23 protein-coding genes are annotated in these 23111 nt (G+C 64.6%); 12 read left to right on the top strand and 11 right to left on the bottom strand.

Going from position 1 to position 23111, the window contains the following annotated elements:
• Nucleotides 1-52: 52 nt before the first annotated feature.
• Nucleotides 53-1450 carry a cytosine permease gene (locus CAG00_RS05550; RefSeq protein ID WP_085663682.1) on the bottom strand — a complete coding sequence of 466 codons (1398 nt, stop codon included), beginning with the start codon at nucleotides 1448-1450 and terminating at the stop codon, nucleotides 53-55.
• A gap of 234 nt (nucleotides 1451-1684) precedes the next feature.
• Here CAG00_RS05550 and CAG00_RS05545 point away from each other — a divergent pair, with 234 nt between their 5' ends.
• The 4 genes from CAG00_RS05545 to CAG00_RS05530 all read left to right on the top strand — a co-directional run bounded on the left by CAG00_RS05545 (nucleotide 1685) and on the right by CAG00_RS05530 (nucleotide 3888).
• Nucleotides 1685-2569 carry an EamA family transporter gene (locus CAG00_RS05545; protein WP_085663681.1) on the top strand — a complete coding sequence of 295 codons (885 nt, stop codon included), beginning with the start codon at nucleotides 1685-1687 and terminating at the stop codon, nucleotides 2567-2569.
• A gap of 219 nt (nucleotides 2570-2788) precedes the next feature.
• Nucleotides 2789-3109, top strand: coding sequence for a YbjQ family protein (locus CAG00_RS05540; RefSeq protein ID WP_003258990.1), 321 nt, complete (start codon nucleotides 2789-2791; stop codon nucleotides 3107-3109).
• 138 nt (nucleotides 3110-3247) lie between these two features.
• Complete coding sequence (locus tag CAG00_RS05535) at nucleotides 3248-3436, top strand: hypothetical protein (RefSeq protein ID WP_003253897.1); 189 nt, start codon at nucleotides 3248-3250, stop codon at nucleotides 3434-3436.
• Nucleotides 3437-3576: 140 nt separating this feature from the next.
• Nucleotides 3577-3888: a hypothetical protein gene (locus tag CAG00_RS05530; protein WP_025339398.1), complete on the top strand. Its 312-nt coding sequence runs from the start codon at nucleotides 3577-3579 to the stop codon at nucleotides 3886-3888.
• A 46-nt stretch (nucleotides 3889-3934) separates the two neighbouring features.
• Here CAG00_RS05530 and CAG00_RS05525 read toward each other — a convergent pair whose 3' ends face one another.
• On the bottom strand, nucleotides 3935-4267 hold the full coding sequence (locus tag CAG00_RS05525) for a hypothetical protein (RefSeq protein WP_003253895.1): 333 nt from the start codon (nucleotides 4265-4267) through the stop codon (nucleotides 3935-3937).
• Nucleotides 4268-4568: 301 nt separating this feature from the next.
• Nucleotides 4569-5711, bottom strand: a complete 1143-nt coding sequence (ampC, locus tag CAG00_RS05520; protein WP_085663680.1) for a class C beta-lactamase — start codon at nucleotides 5709-5711, stop codon at nucleotides 4569-4571.
• Nucleotides 5712-5830: 119 nt separating this feature from the next.
• Here ampC and CAG00_RS05515 point away from each other — a divergent pair, with 119 nt between their 5' ends.
• Nucleotides 5831-6823 carry a bile acid:sodium symporter family protein gene (locus CAG00_RS05515; protein WP_015270181.1) on the top strand — a complete coding sequence of 331 codons (993 nt, stop codon included), beginning with the start codon at nucleotides 5831-5833 and terminating at the stop codon, nucleotides 6821-6823.
• Between the two features lie 170 nt (nucleotides 6824-6993).
• Here CAG00_RS05515 and CAG00_RS05505 read toward each other — a convergent pair whose 3' ends face one another.
• Nucleotides 6994-7587 carry a DUF4157 domain-containing protein gene (locus CAG00_RS05505; RefSeq protein ID WP_085616665.1) on the bottom strand — a complete coding sequence of 198 codons (594 nt, stop codon included), beginning with the start codon at nucleotides 7585-7587 and terminating at the stop codon, nucleotides 6994-6996.
• Nucleotides 7574-8137 carry a TetR/AcrR family transcriptional regulator gene (locus CAG00_RS05500; RefSeq protein ID WP_085616663.1) on the bottom strand — a complete coding sequence of 188 codons (564 nt, stop codon included), beginning with the start codon at nucleotides 8135-8137 and terminating at the stop codon, nucleotides 7574-7576. The genes CAG00_RS05505 and CAG00_RS05500 overlap by 14 nt, the downstream gene beginning before the upstream one ends.
• Before the next feature lie 89 nt (nucleotides 8138-8226).
• Between CAG00_RS05500 and CAG00_RS05495 the strand changes: the two genes are divergently transcribed.
• Together CAG00_RS05495 and CAG00_RS05490 are read left to right on the top strand one after the other, a co-directional pair.
• On the top strand, nucleotides 8227-8958 hold the full coding sequence (locus tag CAG00_RS05495) for an SDR family oxidoreductase (protein WP_085663678.1): 732 nt from the start codon (nucleotides 8227-8229) through the stop codon (nucleotides 8956-8958).
• Nucleotides 8959-8987: 29 nt separating this feature from the next.
• A complete protein-coding gene (locus CAG00_RS05490; RefSeq protein WP_085663677.1) occupies nucleotides 8988-9599 on the top strand; it encodes a 2-hydroxychromene-2-carboxylate isomerase in 612 nt (203 codons plus the stop codon).
• Nucleotides 9600-9694: 95 nt separating this feature from the next.
• On the opposite strand, the gene CAG00_RS05485 is transcribed toward CAG00_RS05490, so the two are convergent.
• The 4 genes from CAG00_RS05485 to CAG00_RS05470 form a co-directional block, all read right to left on the bottom strand.
• Nucleotides 9695-10240, bottom strand: a complete 546-nt coding sequence (locus tag CAG00_RS05485; RefSeq protein ID WP_003248033.1) for a cupin domain-containing protein — start codon at nucleotides 10238-10240, stop codon at nucleotides 9695-9697.
• Between the two features lie 81 nt (nucleotides 10241-10321).
• The gene (locus tag CAG00_RS05480) at nucleotides 10322-11527 is read right to left on the bottom strand and encodes an MFS transporter (RefSeq protein ID WP_085663676.1); all 1206 of its coding nucleotides are present in this window, start codon (nucleotides 11525-11527) and stop codon (nucleotides 10322-10324) included.
• Between the two features lie 85 nt (nucleotides 11528-11612).
• Nucleotides 11613-12146, bottom strand: coding sequence for a cytochrome b (locus tag CAG00_RS05475; protein WP_025339392.1), 534 nt, complete (start codon nucleotides 12144-12146; stop codon nucleotides 11613-11615).
• Nucleotides 12143-13195 carry a catalase family peroxidase gene (locus tag CAG00_RS05470; RefSeq protein WP_085663675.1) on the bottom strand — a complete coding sequence of 351 codons (1053 nt, stop codon included), beginning with the start codon at nucleotides 13193-13195 and terminating at the stop codon, nucleotides 12143-12145. The genes CAG00_RS05475 and CAG00_RS05470 overlap by 4 nt, the downstream gene beginning before the upstream one ends.
• Before the next feature lie 124 nt (nucleotides 13196-13319).
• Here CAG00_RS05470 and CAG00_RS05465 point away from each other — a divergent pair, with 124 nt between their 5' ends.
• Together CAG00_RS05465 and CAG00_RS05460 are read left to right on the top strand one after the other, a co-directional pair.
• A complete protein-coding gene (locus tag CAG00_RS05465) occupies nucleotides 13320-13841 on the top strand; it encodes a sigma-70 family RNA polymerase sigma factor (protein WP_075045376.1) in 522 nt (173 codons plus the stop codon).
• Nucleotides 13838-14590, top strand: a complete 753-nt coding sequence (locus tag CAG00_RS05460; protein WP_085663674.1) for an anti-sigma factor — start codon at nucleotides 13838-13840, stop codon at nucleotides 14588-14590. Before CAG00_RS05465 ends, CAG00_RS05460 begins: the two co-directional genes overlap by 4 nt.
• A 120-nt stretch (nucleotides 14591-14710) precedes the next feature.
• On the opposite strand, the gene CAG00_RS05455 is transcribed toward CAG00_RS05460, so the two are convergent.
• Both CAG00_RS05455 and xthA read right to left on the bottom strand, forming a co-directional pair.
• Nucleotides 14711-15727 carry an RHS repeat-associated core domain-containing protein gene (locus tag CAG00_RS05455; RefSeq protein ID WP_238066168.1) on the bottom strand — a complete coding sequence of 339 codons (1017 nt, stop codon included), beginning with the start codon at nucleotides 15725-15727 and terminating at the stop codon, nucleotides 14711-14713.
• Between the two features lie 304 nt (nucleotides 15728-16031).
• Nucleotides 16032-16844 carry an exodeoxyribonuclease III gene (xthA, locus tag CAG00_RS05450; protein WP_025338931.1) on the bottom strand — a complete coding sequence of 271 codons (813 nt, stop codon included), beginning with the start codon at nucleotides 16842-16844 and terminating at the stop codon, nucleotides 16032-16034.
• 132 nt (nucleotides 16845-16976) lie between these two features.
• Here xthA and CAG00_RS05445 point away from each other — a divergent pair, with 132 nt between their 5' ends.
• The 3 genes from CAG00_RS05445 to CAG00_RS05435 are packed head-to-tail and all read left to right on the top strand — an operon-like array spanning nucleotide 16977 to nucleotide 23093.
• Nucleotides 16977-17627 (top strand): N-acetyltransferase, encoded by a 651-nt coding sequence (locus CAG00_RS05445; protein ID WP_075045090.1) that lies wholly within the window; start codon nucleotides 16977-16979, stop codon nucleotides 17625-17627.
• A 52-nt stretch (nucleotides 17628-17679) separates the two neighbouring features.
• Nucleotides 17680-19422 carry an autotransporter assembly complex family protein gene (locus CAG00_RS05440; protein WP_025338933.1) on the top strand — a complete coding sequence of 581 codons (1743 nt, stop codon included), beginning with the start codon at nucleotides 17680-17682 and terminating at the stop codon, nucleotides 19420-19422.
• Nucleotides 19419-23093 carry a translocation/assembly module TamB domain-containing protein gene (locus CAG00_RS05435; RefSeq protein ID WP_085663672.1) on the top strand — a complete coding sequence of 1225 codons (3675 nt, stop codon included), beginning with the start codon at nucleotides 19419-19421 and terminating at the stop codon, nucleotides 23091-23093. The genes CAG00_RS05440 and CAG00_RS05435 overlap by 4 nt, the downstream gene beginning before the upstream one ends.
• Nucleotides 23094-23111: the final 18 nt, after the last annotated feature.

The raw sequence follows: 23111 nt of genomic DNA, 5'->3' as shown, positions 1-23111 counted from the left end.
ATCGCGTTTGCGGCGAGAGGGCAAGACGTTTCTACGTTGATGGCGAGTGGGCTCAGTGTGCGTCAGGCACGATCATCGCTGCCGGTGCCTCGTGCGCCCGCCCCCGTGCCACCCAGTAGTACAGCACGCTCGGCACTACCAGGCCGATCAGCCACGAGATATCCACACCGCCCAGGTGCGCGACCAGCGGCCCTGTGTACAGTTTGGTGTCGATGAACGGCATCTGTATCAGCACGCCCAAGGTGTAGACGGTGATTCCGGGCCAGTTCCAGCGGCCGTATCGGCCTTGCGGGTCGGCGAGGGCGGGGATGTCGTAACGCTCCTTGGTGATGAAGTAGTAGTCGACCAGGTTGACCGCGCTCCATGGCACGAAGAACGTCAGCAGGAAGAGGATGAAGGACTTGAACGCGCTGAGAAACGAATGCTGGCCAAGCAAGGCCACCAGGGTGGCGGCGCCGACGATGCCCAGTACGAACAGCAGGCGCTGCGCACGGCTGATCGCCAGGTGGCCGCGGAAGCCGCTGATGATGGTTGCAATGCACATGAAGCTGCCATAAGAGTTCAGCGTCGAGATGGTCACCTTGCCAAAGGCGATGCAGAAATACAGCAGCGCTGCGGTGCTACCGGCGCCACCCAGGCCGACGATGTAGGCCACTTCGTGACCGGAGAACTGGGCACCGGCGATGGCGGCGGCGAACACCCCGAGGATCATTGATGCCTGGGCACCGATCACCGAGCCCAGGCCTGCGGCGAGGAAGGTCCTCACTGGCGATGTACTGCTTGGCAGATAGCGCGAGTAGTCGGCCACATAGGGGCCGAAGGCGATCTGCCAGGACGCAGCCAGTGATACGGCGAGCAGGAACGATGCCCAACTGAAGTGGCGATTGTCGAGTAACTGCCCGATGTCGGCCAGCATCATGATGCGACTGAACAGGTAGACGAAGGCAATGATGCCCAGCACGCTGGCGATTCGGCCGATCCAGTGGATCACCCGGTATCCGGCCAGGGTGGCGAGCACGATTATGCTGGCGAATATCAGGATGCCAGTGCTGTCGCTGACGTCGAGCAATTGGCCGATCGCCTGTCCGGAGAGCACCGTGCCGGTGGCGGTGAAGCCCAGGTACATCAGGCATACCAGCACCATCGGTATGGCCGCGCCGTAGACCCCGAACTGCACGCGGCTGGAAATCATCTGCGGCAGCCCCAGACGAGGACCTTGAGCGGCATGAAGGGCCATGACCGCGCCGCCGATCAATTGACCGAGCAGCAGGCCGATCAGCGACCAGAACACGTCGCCACCGAGCACCACGGCCAGGGCGCCGGTCACGATTGCCGTGATCTGCAGGTTGGCTCCGAGCCACAGGGTGAACTGACTGTACACGCGTCCATGGCGTTCAGTCTCGGGTATGTAGTCGATCGAGCGCCGCTCGAGTACGGGTTTGCTGGACATTCAGTGGCTCCGCTTCATTGTTTTTGTGTAAGCGAGTCAGTCATCGGCGGGACGCAAGGCGGATGACCTCGCATGATATGAGCATGTATATACAAGTCTGGTCAAGCCATCTCTTGCGAGAGAAACAGTCGTGCTGTTGCGCAATGATGGGTTGCAACTGTGCTGGTCCCTGTCAAAGGAATAGCCTTATGCTGTAACGAAATATGTCTAGAAAGCTTGAAGAAGGATGTCGCAATGCCGCTCAAGGACCTGCTCATCGCCCTGGTGGTGATTGTTGCCTGGGGAGTCAACTTCGTGGTCATCAAGGTTGGCCTCGACGGGTTGCCGCCGATGCTGCTGGGGGCATTGCGCTTCTTGCTGGTGGCGTTCCCGGCAATCCTGCTGGTCAAGCGGCCCAAGCTGCCTTGGCGCTGGCTGATCGCCTATGGTGCGACCATTTCGCTGGGCCAGTTCGCTTTTCTGTTCCAGGCCATGTACAGCGGCATGCCGCCAGGGCTGGCCTCGCTGATCCTGCAGTCGCAGGCGTTCTTCACCCTCGGCTTTGCCGCGCTGTTCCTTGGCGAGCGGTTGCGCCTGGCTAGCGTGCTGGGGCTGCTGGTGGCCGCCAGCGGCCTGGCGCTTATAGGCAGCGAAGACGACGGCCATGTACCGATGCTGGCGCTGGTGCTGACCCTGTGTGCCGGCGCCATGTGGGGCATGGGCAACATCATTACCCGGCGCTTTGGCTCGGTTGACCTGGTGGCGCTGGTGATCTGGGGCGGGTTGATTCCGCCACTGCCGTTCCTGGCATTGTCCTGGTGGCTGGAGGGGCCGGAGCGTATTGGCCATGCCCTTGCCAATATCAGCTGGAGTTCGGTGTTGGCCCTGTCTTACCTGGCGTTTGTCGCCACCATGCTCGGCTACAGCCTGTGGAGCAAGCTGCTGTCGCGTCACCCGGCCGGCAAGGTGGCGCCGTTCTCGCTGCTGGTGCCAGTGATTGGCCTGAGTTCGTCGGCGTTGTTGCTGGGCGAGCGTTTGACCGCGACCCAGGGCTGGGGCGCATTGCTGGTGATGGCAGGGTTGCTGGTGAACGTGTTCGGCGCCCGCATTGGCCAACGGCTGCGCGCGGTCAGCGCGTAGTTGATCCTTCAACCACTGTCCGACTGAAAATCGCAAGCCAGCGCAATCCCTATGGGAGCGGGCGTGCCCGCGAACACGGGCGAAGCCCATGCCAACCACCGCGGTGCCTGCTTCGCGGGCACGCCCGCTCCCACAATGACTGCAATGACTGCATATCTGCGAGTGGATTTGCGCTCTGTTAGAATCGGCCTCTTTTGCCAGGCCAATGGAGTGCACCCCATGATCATTTCCACCACCAGCCAGCTCGAAGGCCGCCCGATTGCCGAATACCTGGGCGTGGTCAGCTCCGAATCGGTGCAGGGCATCAACTTCGTGCGCGATTTCTTTGCACGTTTTCGCGACTTCTTCGGCGGCCGTTCGCAAACCCTGGAAAGCGCACTGCGCGAAGCCCGGGAACAGGCCACCGAAGAACTGAAGGCGCGGGCACGCCAGTTGCAAGCCGATGCGGTAGTGGGGGTGGATTTCGAGATCAGCATGCCGTCGGTACAGGGCGGCATGGTCGTGGTATTTGCTACCGGCACAGCGGTGCGCCTGAAGTAGAGCGTCTGCCGCTGGTCGGGTCCAGGGCTTAGGTCCGGGCGGTCCGCAAATGACCAGCTAGTCTCACCTTCACAGGTCGCGTTTGGTGGAGCAACTGTTCTGGTTGCCGGCGCGTCCGCCACTGGAGGGAGACAGGGCATGAGCGAATCCTTTTTCGAAGACCTGAACGACGCGTTCCCCATCAACAGCCAGGTGCGTTGCGGCCAGGCGGCATTCCGCCTGGGCTTCGCCCACATGACGCTGGATGATTCCGAACAGCTCCAGCCTGCACACCTGCAGCGCAGCAAAAAAGGCCGCTTCATGCCGCGGGTTCCGCTGAAGAAGTGATCCCGCTCCAGCACAACCCCGCCGAATGGCGGGGTTTTTATTGCCATTTCTTGATCCGCCTCATGGCATTGCCGGGTAGCGCTCGCAGGATGGCCGAGGCTGTGGTTTTCTTGCGCGGCATTCCAGCAACGGAGGATTGAATGCTCATGCGAGTCAGGGAAGAGACCTATTGGCAATGGGCCGACGCCCAGCTGCACAGCCGCTGCCACGACGAAGCACTCAGTGACGGCACCACGCTGGACGTGCAGGTGCGCTTGTCGCGCCTGGGGGCGACCCAGCTGTTCCTGGGGCTGTATGCCGGGGATGGGCGAGCATTGCTGGAGGAGTATTACCCCGCACGGCCAGGCGAGACCATGACCCGCGCCCTGGTATGGGGTGTCGACCGTGCCCGGGCGATGGCAACCGGCGCCTTGCCGCTGCCAGCGCCCCGCAGCCAGCGGCGCCAGGCATGAAAAAGCCCGGCCTATGCGGGCCGGGCTCAGGTAAGGGTGGGAACCCTCAGTTGAGCGGTTCGATCACCTTGACTGCCTGCTGCTCACGGGCAGCGGGCCATTCTTGTTGCAGGGTCTGCAGGACGCGGCCAACGAACTCGGTGTCGGCGGCGGCCTTCTTGCCGACGTAGCCTTGGCCACGGCGGTAGACCTTGAAGCGGGCACGCATGCTGGGCAGGTGCTCTTCGAATTCATCTTCGACGGTGTTCGGTGGCAGGCGGTCGAGGCGCACTTCACCGGTCTGGCTGACCCACAGCAGATGGTCGTCAAGGCTGTCCTTGCGTACGGCGAACAGCTGAGCCAATTGGTCGATAGTCGGATTGTTGTTCAAGTTCATCATAAAGCCCCCATTACCCATTCGTAGGTGATTTTTCACAGTTGGCGCTACCACGGTGTAGCGCACTACCAAGGCTGCTACAGCAGCATCGCAACAGGGGCTTTCTCACGCTGCCTTTTGGACAGTTTCCCTCTCCACGGACGGCCTGCGTTACCGCGCAGGCCGTCTGGAACACCCTTGCCACCGCTCCCGATCAGGGAGACGGCTTCATCATGCCCAAGGGCGATGAACGGCGTCAACCATTTTGTAGTGAATATTTTTGGTCACTACATTGTGTCGTTTTGTTCGACAATCGCTGCCCGCACTACAGCCCGGACAGAATGTCGAAGGCCGCGCGCACCCGGGCTTCGTTCGGGTAATTTCGGTTGGCCAGCAACACCACGGCCAGCTGTTCGGCGGGCACGAACGCGGCGTAGGCGCCGAAACCATTGGTCGAGCCGGTCTTGTTGTACCAGGCTGCCGGCAGCGGCGGCAGGGCTGGATGCAAGCGCGTGGTTGCCTGGGGTTCACGGATAAGCTGCGGGCCGTTGCCATCGACCAGTGTGCCCAGCGTGACCGGGTAGGGGTAACGCTCCCAGCCCAGGCCCTGGGTCATGGCGCCGACCTGGAAGTAGCCCCGCTGGGTGATGGCCGTGGCTTGCGCCAGCGCCGGCGGCAGCCCCTCCGGCTGCATGTGCAGGCGCACATAGCGCAGCAGGTCGCTGGCGCTGGTCTTGATGCCGTAGGCTTCGTCGGCGTAGGGGCCGGGGCCGACACGCACCGGTTTGTCGGCACTGTCGTAGCCCTGGGCATACAACCCCTGGGCGCTGGCCGGGACCTGCAGATAGGTGTTTTCCAGGCCCATCTGTTTCAGCAGGCCCTCGCTCATCAGCGTGGAAAACGGCTGATGCTGCGCGCGGGCGGCCAGGTCACCGAACAGGCCCAGGCTGGGGTTCGAGTAGCAGCGCTGGGTGCCAGGTTTGGCGCGGGGTTGCCAGTGACGGAAGAAATCGACCACCTGCTGCGGCGTCTGCACCGCATCCGGGAACTGCAATGGCAGGCAGTCGGCACTGTAGGCGCCCAGCTCCAGCACGCTTGCGTCGCCGATGGGTGCGCCGGCGAGGGCCGGGTGGTAGCGCTTGGCCGGGGCATCGAGGTCCAGCTTGCCTTCGGCACTGGCCAGTGCGGCCAAAGTGGCGGTGTAGGTCTTGCTCAGCGAGCCGATCTCGAACAGCGTGTCGCGGCTGACCGGCACATTGTCTGCCTTGCTGGCCACGCCATAGCTGAAGTAGTGCGCGTGGTTGCGAGCATAGATGGCCACGGCCATGCCGGTGATGCCTTGCTCCTGCATCAGCGGGCGGATGATCTGGTCGACCTTGGCCTGCAACTGGTCGTCGGCCTGGGCGGCACTGTAGCCCAGGGTGAGAGTGATGGCGGCTGCAAGTGCAGCCAGGCGGGAGAGGGGCATGAGCGGGTCCTGTGCTGGAGCGTGTCCGTTGAGCGACACCGGTGGGGGTTCCGGCGTTAGCGGCGAAAAACCGAAGACCTTATCGTCTGCCCTTGCACAATGACAAGACGGAAACTGTGATGAAGTATTTGCGCATGTTATTCGACAATTTCACCCTGGCCTTGCTCGGGGTGGTACTGATTGCCACCGTGCTGCCTTGCTCGGGCGACGGCGCGGTGTATTTTGGTTGGCTGACCAACCTGGCCATCGGCCTGCTGTTCTTCCTGCATGGCGCCAAGCTGTCGCGCGAGGCGATCATCGCCGGTGCCGGGCACTGGCGCCTGCACTTGCTGGTGTTCTCCTGCACCTTCGTGCTGTTCCCGTTGCTGGGCCTGGCGTTCAAGCCACTGTTCGTGCCGCTGGTGGGCAACGAGCTGTACCTGGGCGTGCTCTACCTGTGTGCCTTGCCGGCCACCGTGCAGTCGGCCATCGCCTTCACCTCGCTGGCGCGTGGCAACGTGCCGGCGGCCATTTGCAGCGCGGCGGCATCCAGCCTGCTGGGTATCTTCCTCACGCCGTTGCTGGTGATGATGTTGCTGGGGGCCAGCGGCGATACCGGTTCCGGCCTGGATGCGGTGCTGAAGATCACTCTGCAGCTGCTGGTGCCGTTCGTGGCCGGGCAGGTCGCCCGGCGCTGGATCGGTGCGTGGGTCAAGCGCAATGCGCGCTGGCTCAAGGTGGTGGACCAGGGCTCGATCCTGCTGGTGGTCTACACCGCGTTCAGCGAGGCGGTGGTCACCGGGCTGTGGCACACGGTATCGCCGCAGCACCTGGCCGGGTTGTTTGCCGTGTGCGGGATTTTGCTGGCAGTGGTGCTGTACGGTACCCGGCTGCTCGGCAAGCTGCTGGGCTTTGACCTGGAGGACCGCATTACCATCCTGTTCGCCGGTTCGAAGAAGAGCCTGGCTACCGGGGTGCCAATGGCGCAGGTGTTGTTCGTCGGCAGTGGCATTGGCGCGATGATCCTGCCGCTGATGCTGTTCCACCAGATCCAGCTGATGGTCTGTGCGGTGCTGGCGCAGCGTTATGCCAGCCGTGAGCAGGTGGCTGAAGAAGCTTCTGCGGCGTCCTGACACCTGGTTTGGCCACTGATGCGGTCGCCATGTAGGAGCGGCCTTGTGTCGCGAAAGGGCTGCGCAGCAGCCCCTCGATTTCAGCTTGAAGCAGATATTGCCGGGGCCGCTTTGCAGCCCTTTCGCGACACAAGGCCGCTCCTACACGGCGACCGCGCAATCACCAGGAATTATCTGGCCTGCCCTGAACCACGCTCGCGCAGCGCCTTGCTTACCTCGCCCTCGATCTTGTAGGCCGGCGCTTCCAGGTCGTCGTAGTTGCGTGTGTAGCGCCGGGCGAACTCTTCCACACCCAGCTGCTGATACTGCTGCACATGCTTGAGCTCGTGTGCCCACAACGCCACGTTGTCCTCGGCATCGGCGGGGCGGCGGAAGATGATCGTGTCGATCAGCGTCACGGCGTTAACGTCGGGGTTCTGCAGCAGCGCATTGGCTGCGCTCATCTGCTGTTCGTCACCCACCCGGAAGCGCGCCGCGTCCAGCACGGCAAAGTCGTACCAGGGTTCGAGTTGCGCACGGATATGCAACGGGATCGGCTCGACGCCGCTGGCGGTGGCTTCGTCGCGGGCCTGCTGCAGGGCGTAGGTCAGGCTGGACGAAGCCAGCACTTCCACGTCCTTGAAAATCTGCCCGGCCTGGCCGGGGTCGATGGGCGCACAGAAACACCCCATCAGGCACACCTGGTACTGCCCTGGCGGGCAGGCCTGTTCGGCCAGTGCAGGCAGGCTCAGCAGTAGCCCCAGCAGTAGACTAATCCGCTTCATGCAGGGCCTTCTCGACAAAGTTGCGGCTGGCGTCCAGTACCTGCGACTGCACGCTTTCAGTGGCCAGCATGCGCCCGACCAGCAAGGCACCGACGCACTGGCTGATCAGCACCCAGGCCAACTCGTCGTCCTCCAGGGTCGCGCTCCAGGCCTGGTGCAGCTCCACCAGCCAATGCTCGGCCACGGCGCGCACGGGTGTTTCGGCCCGGGCAATCTCCACCCCCAATGGCGGCAGCGGGCAGCCACCTTCGGCGTTGTGCAGGTGGGCCAGGCTCAGGTACTGCTGCAGGCATCGGCCCAGGCGTTCGCGGCTGGCGCCCTGGTTGGCCAGGCGCGCCAGAGGGCTGTTGCACAGTTCCTGGCGCACTACCTCGGTGAACAGGTCGTCCTTGGACGGGAAGTGGTTGTAGAAGGCGCCGCCGGTCAGGCCGATCGCCTTCATCAGCCCGGCCACGCCGGTGCTGGAAAAGCCCCCGCGTTTGGCCAGCGCGCCGCTGCTGGCCAGCAGCCGCTCGCGGGTTTGCTGCTTGTGTTCGTTGGTGTAGCGCATTCAGTTGCCTCTGCAGGCGGGCTTGACGGTGGCGGCGATCATAACATAGCGTTCGTTTACTAAACGATCATTCACCAATGGAGGCAGGCATGACAGAACAACAAAAAGTGGTGCTCGTGATTGGCGCGGGGGATGCTACCGGCGGCGAGATCGCCAAGCGCTTTGCCCGCGAGGGCTACATTGCCTGTGTTACCCGGCGCCAGGCTGACAAGTTGCAGCCGCTGCTGGACGAAATCCGCGCTGCCGGCGGCCAGGCCCACGGGTTTGGCTCCGATGCGCGCAAGGAGGAGGAGGTGGCGGCGCTGGTCGAAACCATCGAGCGTGATATCGGCCCGATCGAAGCGTTTGTGTTCAATATCGGTGCCAATGTGCCCTGTAGCGTTCTCGAGGAAACCCCGCGCAAATACTTCAAGATCTGGGAGATGGCCTGTTTTGCCGGTTTCCTCACCGCCCAGGCGGTGGCCCGGCGCATGGTCCAGCGCGAGCGCGGCACCATTCTGTTCACCGGTGCCACTGCCGGCACCCGTGGCGCGGCGGGCTTTGCGGCATTCGCCGGGGCCAAGCATGCCTTGCGCGCCCTGGCCCAGAGCATGGCGCGCGAGCTCGGGCCGCGGAACATCCATGTCGCCCACGTGGTGGTTGACGGGGCCATCGACACCGCCTTCATCCGTGACACGTTCCCCGAGCGCTACGCCCTCAAGGACCAGGATGGCATCCTCGAACCGGCCCACATCGCCGACAGCTACTGGTTCCTGCACGCCCAGCCCCGCGACGCCTGGACCTTCGAGCTGGACCTGCGCCCCTGGATGGAACGTTGGTAAGCCCCTTTCTCCGAGCAAGGACCGTAACCATGCACAAGACTGTCGATTTCTTTTTTGACCTGGGCAGCCCGGCCAGCTATCTGGCCTGGACCCAACTGCCTGGCCTGTGCGCCCGCCAGGGTGCCACGCTGCGCTACCGGCCGATGCTGCTGGGCGGGGTTTTCCAGGCCACCGGCAACGCCTCGCCGGTGATGATCCCGGTCAAGGGCCGTTACATGTTCACCGACCTGGCGCGCTTCGCCGCGCGCTATGGGGTACCGTTCGAGTTGCCGCCGGGGTTCCCGGTCAATACCTTGACCCTGATGCGCGGGGCAGTGGGCACCCAACTGCGTTCGCCGGAGCGGTTCGAGGCGTTGCTGGCGGTGCTGTTCAATGGGCTGTTTGCGCAGCGCCGCAACCTGGGCGATAACGCTGTCCTCGACGACACGCTGAGCCAGGGCGGCTTCGACCCGCGGGCATTTCGCGCGCTGGCGGGTGATGACGAGGTGAAGGCCGCGCTCAGGCACGCGACCGAAGAGGCAGTGGAGCGCGGGGTGTTCGGCGCGCCGACCTGTTTTGTCGGTGACGAGATGTTCTTCGGGCAGGACCGCCTGGACTTTGTCGAAGAGGCCCTGCGTCAGGGTGTCGACAGCCTTACCTGAAGGCGCCCCTCCCACAGGGTTGGCGTCTTCCCTGTGGGAGCGGCTTCAGCCGCGAACACCGGCGAAGCCGGTGCCATCCCGCACGCATAAAGCAATCAGAAGTTCGCCGGGGTATTGGCGCTGATGATCTCGGCCTCGTCCGGGCCGATGTTCTTGAAGCTGTGCGGCAGGGTAGTGGGGATGTAGTACCCGTCGCCCGAGTTGAGCACGCTCACCTGGCCATCGACCCACAACTCGACGGTGCCGCGGGTGACCAGGCCACACTCTTCACCCTCGGCATGCACGATCGGTTCGCCCGAATCGGCGCCCGGTGCATACAGTTCACGCAGCATGCGCATCTGCCGGCCTTCGACGCTGGCGCCGACCAGCAGCATGCGCAGGCCGTTGCGGCCCAGGTCTGGCTGCTCGCCGCCACGGAACACGTAGCGCTCTTCGCGCACCGGCTCGTCGAAACTGAAGAACTCCGCCAGGCTCATCGGAATGCCTTCGAGTAGTTTTTTCAGGGAGCTGACCGAAGGGCTGACACGATTCTGCTCGATCTGCGAGATCGTCGAATTGGTCAGCCCGCTGCGGCGGGCCAGTTCCCGTTGGGAGAGGTTGTTGCGTTCACGCACCAGTTTGAGTCGCGTCCCCGTGTCCATAGCCGCCTTGTAATCAGAGGTGTCAATAATAATGAGCGATGCGCATTAAAACACACTCTGCGCGCTTGCGCGCTGTGCTTGTCAGGCCCGCTGATCGCGGGGCATCGGCCATGACCCGACCAGCAGCAACAGCGCCGCCACCGCCAGGAATGGCAAGCGTGGATCGACGGCATAAACCAAGGTGCCGGCCAGCGGCCCGATCACTGCGCCCATGCCTTGGGCAGCACCGATGGAGCCGGCCGTGGCGCCTTGCTCGGAGGCGTGCATGGCATTGGCCGCCAGCGCCGAAAACGCCGGGAAAACAAAACCCATGCCCGCCGCCGCGACAAAGTAGCAAGCCCACAGCCAGGGCGCCGTGGTGGCCAGCGAGCCGCAGGCAAAGCCCAGGGCCGAAACCGTGGCGCCGACCCGGATCATCTTCAACGGCGGCCATTCCAGCTGGCGCAGCAGCACCTGCGCCAGGATCAGCGCCACACCCACCGTGGTCAGGGCGATGCCGGCGGTCTGGGCCGCCTCGGCAGGGTTCAGGTGCAGGCGGTCGAGGGCAAAGAAACCGACGATGATCTGCGATACCGTGACACTGAGCATGGCGCTGAACGCCACCAGCAAAGGCCGGCGCAGGCGCGGATCGTTCAGCCGCACCGGGCTGGGGGCATGGCTGTGCGGCAGCGCCTGCGGCTTGAGGGTGAACAGCAGGACCAGAAAGGCACTGGCCGGCAGCAGCGACATGATATGGAACGGCAGGCTCAGGCTATGCCGCGCCAGCAGCGCCGCCAGCGCCGGCCCCACCACCAGGCCGACGGCGTTGGCCGCCCCCAGCGAGGCCATGGCCCGGGCCCGGCGTTGCGGTTCGACATGGTCGGCGATCAGCGCATTGCAGCCCACCGGGATGGCAGCATAGAAGGCGCCGATACAGCCGCGCGCAACCATCAGGCCGATGAAGGCCAGGGTCGCCCCGGGCAGCCAGCGCAGCGCACCTTCGACGAACAGGCACAGCAGCCAGTAGGCCAGGGTGAAACCGGCGCTGCCCAGCAGCAGGATGCGCCGACGGCCCAGGCGGTCTGCGGCGCGCCCCCAGGGCCGGGCCAGCAGCACCCAGACCACGCCCGCCACGGTCACGGCGGCACCGGCTTGCCAGGTGGCCATGCCGAGCTGGCGGGCGATCGGGCCGATCAGGGCGACGAAGGCCATCATCGACATGGTACAGGCCATGTTGGCCAGCAGCAGGGGGCGCAAGTCCAGGGTACTGGCGGGTGCGAGTGTGGCAGGATCCTTTGCGACATTCATAGGGCAGTCCAGGGCGGTACGGCAAATAGAAAGCCGATCTTGTTGGGAATTATTATCGATTGTCGACCCCCTGGGCTGCCGAGCGTCATTCGCTGCGGCGCAGTGGGCCAGGCCACATGCTACGCAACACGCCATCGCGGCGCACCCACGCGTGCATCAAGGCCGCCCCCACGTGCACCAGCACCGTGGCGAACAGCAGGTAGCCGGCCCAGCCATGGGCCTGGCGCAGCACGGCGTACAACTGCAGGTCATGCGGGGCGATCGCCGGCAAGCCCAGCGGGCGGGGGTAGCCACCGGCCGACAGCATGGCCCAGCCCAGCAGCGGCATGGCCAGCATCAGGCCATAGAGCAGCAGGTGCGAGGCCCCGGCTGCCCAGCGTTGCAGTGTGGGCAGGTCGTGCGGCAGGGCTGGGTGGGGCAGGGTCAGGCGAACGGCGATGCGCAGCAGCACCAGCACCAGCAGGGCCAGGCCGGTTGCCTTGTGCAACCCGATCAGCACGGGGTGGCGCGGCGACAGGTCGGCGACCATGCTCACACCGATGAACAACATGGCCAGGATCAGCACGGCCATCAGCCAGTGCAACAGGCGGGCGAGGGGGTGGAAGGCGTCGGTTTTCATGGGTGGGCTCCGGTGCCGAGCGATTCGCGGCTGCGGCGATTGAAGGATTCCGAGTAGGCGGCCGAACGGGCAGCGAGGATCGGGTCGGCAGAGGCCTGGATGCCCCGGGGCAAGATCAGCGGGTCGAAGTTGAGGTCACGGCAGGCACCTTGCTCGGGGTCGTCGACCTGCTCCAGTACCAGCGTGCCGGCGTCCACGCTGCGCCGTTCGGCAGGCCAGGGGCTGGCAGGGTCGTCCACCGCATCGCCAGGCTCCGCCAGCACCAGGCGCAGGGTCCAGCGCAGCGGGCCTTGGGCCAGCCTTTGCTGCAGGTCGTGCTGCAGGAACTGTTTGTCATCGACCTGGGCAGGCAGGGCGGCAAACGCTGTTTGCGGCTCCAGTTGCCAACGCACGGGGTGGGCTGCGCCGCTTGCGTCGATCAGGCGGAAGGCGTTGATGCTGTGGTACTGCGTGCTGGCGAAGCTGTTGCTGGGCTTGTAGCCTGCCGCCCATTGGCGAAACGCCGCGCTTTCCGGGTGGGCGGCGAAGAACGCCTGCAGTCTGCCCGGGTCCGGCTTGCCGGTGGCCGGGTCTGGCGCCCCCGCCAGCACCTGTTCATAGAAGGCTTGTGGCGTGCTTACCGCCAGCACCGGCGGGTTGTTCATGCCGGTACGCCAGACCTGCCCGTCGTCGGTGCTCAGCTCGATGGCCAGGCTACGCACCGGTATGCCGGTATCCGGCGCGAACGGGTTGGCGCCACCGATGGCGAAGCGGCCGATCACTGGCACCCGCGGCTGGCTGAACGCCCGTGCCGTGGACAGGCTGGCGGCCTGCCCGCTGGGCTGGAAGTAGCCGCTGACGCACAGGCCCTTGGCGTGGTTCTTGCGGTAACCCGGGTAATGCCCGGCCTGGGCTTCGAAGGTGTCGATGATGCGCTGCGGGGTCAGGCGCGTTTCGCCAAGCCAGCCGGCAGCATAGGCAAAGGCGGCGCCCGCGCCCAGCATCACGGCGCCGATGGCGGCCAGGCGCGGGGCCTTGGCCGGGCCGTGCAGAGGTGAGTTCATGGTCATTGTCCGGTTCGGTGAAGGTGCCGGTACGACGGCGCAGGGAAAAACTTATTCCATCGCCGGGAATAGAATTTCCTCACAGGCGTCTGCCTCTTACACTGACAGCCCCAGAGGCCGGGACTTTGCCATGCATGATCTGGACGACCATCAGTGGCGCGAGCTGCTGGCCCGCCTGCGCCGCTTTGCCGTGTGGCTGACCCGCGAGCCGGGCAGCGCCGACGACCTGGTGCAGGCCACGGTCGAGCGGGCCTTGAGCCGGCGCGACCAGCAACGCGACGCCGATGCCCTGCGGGCCTGGCTGTTCACCATCCTTTATCGGCTGTTCCTCGACGGTAAGCGCCGCGAGCGCCTGCATGCGCGCTGGCTTTCCTGGTTCGGCCGCGCTGAGCGCGACGACGAGCCGGTTGGCGGCAACCTCGAGGCCATTGTCCTGGCCCAGGCCGACCTGCAGGCTTTCGCTCGGCTCACGGCAGAACAGCGTGCGCTGTTGCTGCTGGTCAGCATCGAGGGTTTGAGCTACAAGGAGGCCGCCCAGGCCCTGGGTATCCCTATCGGCACTGTTATGTCGCGCCTGTCGCGCGCCCGCAATGCCTTGCGCGAACTGACCGAGGGCAGCCCCCAGCCCCCGGCCTTGCGGAGACTGAAATGACGCGCCTGATCCCCAGCGAAGACGAACTGCACGCTTACGTCGACGAGCGCCTGGAGCCTGAGCGCCGGGCCGAAGTGCAGGCCTGGCTGGCGGCCAACCCGCAGGCCGCGGCCAAGGTCGAGGGTTGGCGTGCCGACGCCCGCCGCCTGCGTACGGCACTGGCCGGGTTTGGCGAAGTGCCCGGGGCGGCGCAGCTGGACCTGGGGCAGTTGCGCCGGCAATTGCGCCAACGCCGCCAGCGCCGCTGGGCCACGGCGGCGGTGTTGCTGCTGGCATTGGGCGTGGGTGGCCTGGGCGGTTGGCAGGTGCGCGACGCGACCTTGGCGCGTGCCGACCTGCCGATGGCCGATGCCGTCCAGGCACACCGTTTGTTTGCCGGTAGCCAGGCGCTGGATATCCAGGCCAGCGACCCGGGCCAGTTGCGTGACTGGCTGGGGCGCCACTTCAGCCGCGTGGGCCAGTTGCCGGACCTGGCGGGCTACGGCTTCAAGCCGGTGGGCGCGCGCCTGCTGAGCAATGAGCAGGGGCCGGCGGCGTTGCTGGTGTTCGAGGATGGCAAGGGCCAGCGCATCAGCCTGTTCCTGCGCTCACCAGGTGATCAGTATCGGCGCATGCCGGACGGGCAGCGGGTGGATGGCCAGCTGGAGGCGCGTTATTGGTCGCATGGGGCCTACAACTTTGCTCTGGTCAGCGCGGCGGACGATGTGCGCGGGGCGGGGGTGGGGGAGGCGTTGCGGTTGGGTCTGTGAATAAATTGCAGACTCTATGCAGCTTCGTCGAGGAACACGCTGGGGCCGCATTGCGGCCCATCGCACGACAGTAAGTGCCTACTGCTAACCCGTAGTGCTCAAGAGTGCTGCCCCAGACCATCAGAAGTCTCGGAGATTTCGATTTAATTCACCCAAGCCCCATTCAGTCAACGTGTTTTCCATCCCGGGTGGCGCACCATCCCCGTTCACAGCGGGACTGCCCTGTGCTGTTGTAGTCGGAATGGTATTAGAGTTGATGTGAAGTCGGGCCATATCATTGGCCAAGTTGCGCTTAACCCACGCTAATGTATCGGCCACTTTGTGCTGACGCCGAGTCACAGATAATCGTGGTACCGGTGAACGGCTTCTCGAACTGGAATGTCCCCGAGATTCGGAACGGCTACTAGGCCCGGAACTGTCGCTGTACCAAGAACTGCGACTGAACGAGGAACTGCCACTTGATTCGGATAGTGTATCTGGCGCTCTGTAGTTATTTTCAGACATTGACCCATCGATTTTCCGTCTTTGTTGACGGTTAAAACCTTCTTGAACCTCATCTTTGACTTTTAGGGGCGAACGACTTCTGGATGGAGAAGTTGCATTAGGCTCAACTCTCGCGCTGGTGGGATGGTGACGGCCTCTTGCGGCCGGGCGCCCGCGGCGAAGAACCGGTTTTGGCATATGCCCGGACGCGTCAGCCATGTTCACAGGGTCACCGGCGCAGTAATTGTAGGCGTTCAGCCCTCCATCGCCGAAGGGGCTCCAACTGTCACTCGAAAAAAAGCGCATCAGGATGGAGGAATAGACCCTATATCCGTTGCCAAGAAAGTAAAAGACTGGGCCAAGGTTTCGATAATGCCCATTGAATCCCAGTAGTAATCGTTGTTCTTCAGGGAATGGCGCATATCCATAAGGTGTATAAGTCACATCGGCGCGCAAACTGCCGAGCAGGCCGAGCACGGAGTTTTGTTGGTCGCCAAGTATCAGTGCCGTTTTGTCACCTCCCTCATCGCGAAGCCTCTGCGCCAAGGGGGCGCCGTTGTTACGGAACACACTGTGTATCGTGTCGGCACCTGACTCAAGGTAAAGATACCCGTTCTGGTAGAAAAGCTTTAGAGCTCGATTTGGTATGGACATGGCGTCTTCATTGTTAGCCATAGATGCGAGCAGATTGGCTGAAAGGCGCTGAGGTGAAAACTGGCAGATTTGATAGGTGCCCCCGCTCCCACAGGTACAGCACAGAGAGCTGTGCGATCTTTGTGGGAGATTGCCCAGCCTTTTTTGGGCTGCACTGTCGCGCAGAGCACAAAAAAATTCGCGCCTTTGACGCGTCCTCCGTAGGAGCAGCACAAGGCTGCTCCTACGGAACCTCACTGAACCAATGAGTCACGTATTGTTCTATGAGGCTTGCGGCGATGGGCTGAGCAGCAGCCCCCGGCGATCAGCTCAATTCCAGCCAGATCGGCGCATGGTCCGACGGCTTTTCCATCCCGCGCAGTTCATAGTCCACACCCGCCGCCTTGATCCGCGGCACCAGGTGCTGCGAGGCCATGATCAGGTCGATGCGCAGGCCGCGCTTGGGTTCGTCCTCGAAGCCGCGGCTGCGGTAGTCGAACCAGCTGAAGCGGTCGGAAACTTCCGGGTACAGGTGGCGGAAACTGTCCACCAGGCCCCAGCCTTTCAAACGTTCCATCCACTCGCGCTCTTCCGGCAGGAAGCTGCACTTGCCGGTCTTGAGCCAGCGCTTGGCGTTGTCCGGGCCGATGCCGATGTCGCAGTCCTGCGGCGAGATATTCATGTCGCCCATCACCAGCAGTGGCTGGTCGTTGCGGAACTGGCCTTCCAGCAGCGCCTGCAGGTCGCTGTAGAAGCGCTGCTTGGCCGGGAACTTGGTGGGGTGGTCGCGGCTTTCACCCTGGGGGAAGTAGCCGTTCATGATGGTGATCGGGTTGCCATCGGCATCGGCGAAGGTGCCCCAGATGAAGCGGCGCTGGGCGTCTTCTTCATCGCTGGCAAAGCCCTTGTGCAGGCTCAGCGGTGCCTGGCGCGACAGCAGGGCCACGCCATAGTGGCCTTTCTGGCCGTGGTAATGCACGTGGTAGCCCAGCGCCTGCACGTCGGCCAGCGGGAACTGATCGTCGCTGACCTTGGTTTCCTGCAGGCCGATCACGTCCGGCTGGTGCTTTTCGATCAGCGCCGCCAGCTGGTGCGGGCGGGCCCGCAGGCCGTTGATGTTGAAACAGACGATCTTCATGGAAAGATAATCCCGGTAAAAGGCGCGATGCTAGCCGACATCGCTTGCCATCACCAGCATGGCGGCTTCGGGAGCCTGCTGCTAACGTCCTTCCCAGGGCACTGTAAGCCCATTCCAGGAGGACTGCCCGCAATGCCCGAAACCACTGCCACTCCGGCCCGTGTCTGCCTGCTCGATGACGGCTACAGCCGCGAGGCGCGTTCGTTGCTGTACAACGCCTACCGTCACGAACCTACCTTCGCCTATATCTTCGAGGCCCAGCGCCCAGGCTATGAGCGGCGCCTGCGGGTGATGGTGCGCGAGTGGGTACGCCAGCACTTCTACCTGCAACTGCCCGCCATCGGCCTGCTGGTGGAGGACCGCCTGATCGCCCTGGCCCTGATCGTGCCGCCGCTGCGCCGGCTGGGCGTGGCCGACAGCTGGGCCTGGCGCCTGCGCATGATGATGGGCACCGGCCTGCGCTGTACGCGCCGTTACATGGACTACCAGGCCGCCCTGGCCACCTGCCTGCCCACCGACGAGGTGCATGTGCTGCCGCTGTTGGGCGTGCACCCGCAATTTCAGGGCAAGCACTACGGCGAGCAATTGTTACAAGCTGTGCATGACTGGTGCGCAGACGACCCTGGTACCCAGGGTGTGGTGCTGGACACCGGCAACGAGCACTACCTGGCCTTTTACCAGCGCCAGGGTTATGAGGAAATTGGCGAGGTGGCTGTAGGACCAATCCGTGAGAGGGTGTTCTTCCATCCCAATCCGGTCTCTTCCAATTCTGCTTTTGCCTGAGCAGACGGCGCGGCGGCTCCCTTGAGCGCCCGGCTCTGGTAGCATGCGCCGCATGACGTATTCAGGAAGATTGACCTGGGGCCTGGTTATCTGGGTCGCCAGTTTCGCAGCATGGGGCCAGAGCGAGTTGCTGGTGAAGGTCAAACCGGCCAACAAGGCGCTCAAGGCCAATGTCGAAGGCTATATCGGTTCCCTTGGCGACCGCGATGAAGAAGCGCTGCTGCGCTTCAGTCGCGGCGCCCAGGAGCAGGCGCGCAAAGCCGCGCAGGCACTTGGCTACTACCAGGCGCAGATCGACACAGAGGTCAAGCCCGCCAGCGAGGCTGACCGTTCCCCGCAACTGATCATCACCATCGACCCCGGCGAGCCGATTCGCCTGCGCAACGTGACCGTACGCATCGAAGGCCCCGCCAGCGAGATGAAGGCCTTTCGCGTGCCCGACAGCAAGGCCCTGCGCGCCGGCGAACAACTCAACCATGGCCATTACGAAGATGCCAAGCGGCTGATTCAGAACCAGGCGTCGCGCTATGGCTTCTTCAGTGGGCGCTTCAGCCGCCAGCGCCTGGCGGTCGACCCCCAGGCGGGTGTGGCCGATATCGAACTGGTCTACCAGAGCGGCCCGCGCTATCACCTGGGCGCCGTCACCTTTGGTGGCGACACACCGCTGGACGACGACCTGCTGCAGCGCATGGTCTCGTTCAAGCCGGGTACACCTTACGACTCGGAACTGATTGCCGAGCTGAACAATGACCTGCAATCGAGCGGCTACTTCGAAGGCGTGCGCGTGGATGCGGCGCCCACCGCCGCCGTGGGCGAAGAAATCCCCGTGGATGTCCGCCTGGAAACCCGCAAACCCCGCACCATGGGCCTGGGCCTGGGCTTCTCGACCGACGTCGGGCCGCGCGGCAAGGCCAACTGGACCCGCCACTGGGTCAACCCGCAGGGCCATAGCTACGGTTGGGAAACCGAACTGTCGGCGCCCCGGCAGAACGTCGGCCTTTGGTACGACATCCCGCTCGACCCGCCGCTGACCGACAAGTTGCGCTTTGCCGGCGGCTACCAGAACGAAGAAATTGCCGGCACCGACACCCTCAGCAAACTGCTGACGGTGGGCCCCGAGTGGCACAGCAAACTGCCAAGCGGCTGGCAGCGGGTGATTTCCCTCAAGTACCAGCGCGAGGAGTACCGCCTGGGTGATGACTCCGGGCTGAGCAACCTGCTGATGCCGGGGGTGAGCTACTCCTTCCTGCGCAGTGACAACCGAATCGACCCGCATAACGGCTACCGCCTGCAGTTCGATGTACAGGTGGCCAAGGAAGGGCTGGTCTCGGACACCAACCTGCTGCATGGCAACGTGCTGCTCAAGGGCCTGACCACGCTTGGCCATGACCACCGCTTGCTCGGCCGGGTGCAGTTCGGTGGCAGCGCGACCAATGGCTTCAAGAACAACATTCCGCCGTCGCTGCGCTTCTTCGCCGGTGGCGACCAGAGCGTGCGTGGCTATGACTACCAGACCCTGTCGCCGAAGAACAGCGACGGCGACCGCATTGGCGGGCGCTACCTGGTCGCCGGCAGTGTCGAGTACCAGTATTCGCTGACCGAAAAGTGGCGGCTGGCAACCTTCGTCGACCAGGGCAACTCGTTCAACGACCTGGAGCTGCCAAGCCTCAAGACCGGTGTCGGTTTTGGCGTGCGCTGGGTGTCGCCGGTCGGGCCGCTGCGCCTGGACCTGGCCAAGGCGCTGGATGATGAAGGGGGAATTCGCCTGCACTTTTCCATGGGGCCTGAGCTGTGAAACGCGTGATCAAGTACATTCTGGCGGGCCTGCTCGGGGTAGCCGCAAGCCTGGGCCTGGCACTCGGCCTGCTGCTGGGGACCGAGGCCGGCAGCCGCTGGGTGCTGGGCAAGGTGCCCGGGCTTGAGGTGGCTGACTTCCAGGGCCGCCTGGCCGGTAGCTGGCAAGCCAGCCGGCTGAGCTGGGCCGATGCCGGCAGCACGGTAGAGGTGCAGGCACCGCTGCTGGCTTGGTCGCCGGCATGCCTGCTGCGCTCTACCTTGTGCATTGACCAGTTGCAGGCGCAGCGCATCGACATGGCCTTTGCGCCCAGCGCCGAATCGGCCGACAGCGGCCCGCTGCAGTTGCCAGCCCTGCGCTTGCCGCTGGCCATCGAACTGGGTGAGGTCAAGGTTGGCCAGTTGCGCCTGGATGGCAGCGACCTGCTTGGCGACTTGCAACTGGCGGCGCACTGGACCAATACCGGGCTGCGCATCGACAGCCTGCACCTGCAGCGCGATGACCTGCAATTGAACCTGCAGGGCGACCTGCAGCCCGAAGCTGACTGGCCGGTGCAACTCCAGGCGCAGCTGCAACTGCCAGCGGTAGACGGCAAACCGTGGCAGCTGGCGCTGACCGCCACCGGCGAGTTGCAGAAAACCCTGAAACTCGCCGGCACCAGCAGTGGTTACCTTGACGCCACGCTGAACGGGCAATTGCAGGCGTTGGCCGAGCACCTGCCGGCGACCTTGCAGATCCGCTCCGAGGCATTCAAGCCGGCCGCCTCGTTGCCCGACACCGTGCAGTTCAACCAGCTCAAGCTTGACGCCCGGGGCGACCTGCTCAAGGGCTATCAACTGTCGGGGTCGGCCAGCCTGCCGGCCGAGCAGTCGCCGATCGCCTTGCTGTTGTCCGGGCTGGTCGACAGCAAAGGCGCCAGGCTCGATGCCCTGGACCTGAACGCCAGCGATACCCAGCGGGTCAAGTTGCAAGCCACGGCTGACTGGCAGCAAGGCCTGGTCGCCGACGCCCGACTGGACTGGCAGGACTTTCCGTGGCTGCGCCTGTATCCACTGGAGACGCCGCCCGAGGTCACCCTCAAGCGTTTCATGGCCCAGGTGCATTATCGCGATGGCAACTACCAGGGCACCTTCAATGGCGACCTGGATGGCCCGGCCGGCGCGTTCAGCCTGACCAGCCCGTTCGAAGGTGACCTGAGCCAGGTGAAGCTGCCGCAGTTGGCGCTGAGCGCCGGGCAAGGCAAGGCTGCCGGCAGTGTCGCCGTGCGCTTTGCCGACACCCTGGCATGGGATGTCGACCTGCAGTTGTCGGCGCTCGACCCGGCCTATTGGCTGGCCGAGCTGCCGGGTACCCTGGCGGGGCCGCTGCGCAGCAAAGGCGAGATGAAAGGCGACGCCCTGAGCCTCGATGCCCAGCTTGACCTGAAAGGCCGCCTGCGCGGCCAGCCGGCAATGCTCAAGGTCGAGGCCCAGGGGGCAGGGCAGAGCTGGACCTTGGGCGCCCTGGCAATCCAGCTGGGGGATAACCGCATCAATGGCAGTGGCAGCCTGCAACAGCGCCTGGCCGGGCGGGTCGACCTCGACCTGCCGCGCCTGGGCCAGTTGTGGCCAAGGTTGCAGGGCCAGGTCAAGGGCCGGCTGGACGTCGCCGGCACCTTGCAAGCCCCGCAAGGTACGCTGACCCTGCAGGGCCAGCGGCTGGCCCAGGCGGAAAACCGTTTGCAGCAGCTGGACCTGGATGCCCGCCTGGACAACGCCCAGCGCGGCGTGATCGAACTCAAGGCCAGCGGCATTCACCTGGGTGACACGGCATTGGGCACCTTGCAGGCCCATGGCAAAGGCGACATTCGCCAGCAAGCGTTGACCCTGGCGCTGGACGGCCCGCAGCTCAAGCTCGACCTCGGCCTGGATGGCCAGTTGAACAAGGGTGACTGGCGTGGGCGCCTGGCCAGTGGGCGGATCCAGGCCGGCGGCCAGGACTGGCAGTTGCAGGCACCGGCGCGCCTGCAGCGGCTGGCCAGCGGCCAGCTGGACTTTGCTGCGCACTGCTGGCGCTCCGGCCAGGCCAGCTTGTGTGGCGACGACCAGCGCCTGGCCCCCGAGCCACGCTTGCGCTACCACCTAAAGCAGTTCCCGCTGGACAGCCTGGCCCAGTGGCTGCCGAAGGACTTCGCCTGGCAGGGCCTGCTCAATGCCGACATCAATCTGGATATCCCGGCCAGCGGCCCCAAGGGCAACATCGTCGTCGACGCCAGTGGCGGTACCCTGCGCGTGCGCGACAAGGACCGCTGGGTCGACTTCCCGTACCAGGCCCTGCGCCTGGACAGCACGCTGGCGCCACGGCGCATCGATACCCGCCTGGCGTTCCGCGGCGAGCGCCTGGGCGAGCTGAACGTCAACACCCGCCTCGATCCACTTGGCAAGAACAAACCGCTGTCGGGTGATTTCCGCCTGGCCGGCCTCGACCTGTCGGTGGCGCGCCCGTTCGTGCCTATGGTCGAGCGCCTGGCCGGGCAGCTCAATGGCAGTGGCCGGCTGTCGGGCACCTTGCTGGCGCCGCAGGTCAACGGCAACCTGATGCTCAGCGGCGGCGAAGTCAGTGGCGCCGAACTGCCGGTCAGCCTCGAGGACCTGTCATTGCAGGCATTGATTGCCGGCGAGCAGGTACAGCTCAATGGCGGCTGGCGCAGTGGCGAGGCGGGGCGTGGCCAGTTGAATGGCAACCTCACCTGGGGCCAGGCCCTGGGCATGGACCTGCGTCTGCAGGGCCAGCAACTGCCCGTCACTGTCGAGCCCTATGCGACGTTGGAGGTGGCCCCGGACCTGACCTTGCGCCTGATCGACGACAAGCTGGCGGTGACCGGCAAGGTACAGGTGCCCAAGGGCACGATCACTGTACGCGAGCTGCCACCGTCCACCGTCAAGGTCTCGGATGACACGGTGATCGTTGGCCACCGGACCGAAGAGGGCAAGCCACCCATGGCGATGGCCATGGACATCGATGTCGAAGTGGGCCGCGACAAGCTTTCGTTCAGTGGCTTTGGCCTCAAGGCCAACCTGCTCGGCCATGTGCACATCGGCGACAACCTCGACACCCGTGGCGAGCTGAGCCTGGCCGACGGCCGCTACCGTGCCTACGGCCAGCGCCTGACCATTCGCCGTGCGCGGCTGCTGTTCGCAGGCCCGATCGACCAGCCGTACCTGGACATTGAAGCGATCCGCAAGGTCGACGACGTGATTGCCGGTATCCGCCTGAGCGGCAGTGCCGAGCAGCCCACCAGCAAAGTGTTCTCGGAGCCGGCCATGAGCCAGGAGCAGGCGCTGTCCTACCTGGTACTGGGGCGGCCTCTGGGCGCGTCAGGCGAAGACAACAACATGCTTGCCGAAGCGGCCTTGGGCCTGGGCCTGGCGGGTAGCGCCGGGATCACCGGCAGCCTGGCCTCGAGCCTGGGTATCGACGACTTCCAGCTGGACACCGAAGGTTCGGGCAATACCACCAGCGTGGTCGCCAGCGGCAACCTCACCGAGAAACTGAGCCTGCGCTATGGGGTGGGGGTGTTCGAGCCTGCGAACACCATTGCATTGCGCTACAAGCTGAGCAAGAAGGTGTACCTCGAGGCTGCCAGCGGGCTGGCCAGCTCACTGGACATCTTCTACAAGCGCGACTTCTGAGCCGTCGCGGGGGCGGCC

This window comes from Pseudomonas sp. B5(2017) (assembly GCF_002112825.1).
GTDB lineage: Bacteria > Pseudomonadota > Gammaproteobacteria > Pseudomonadales > Pseudomonadaceae > Aquipseudomonas > Aquipseudomonas putida_Z.
Note: the sequence above shows the minus strand (reverse complement) of the source record. Positions and strands in the feature narration are given on the sequence as shown.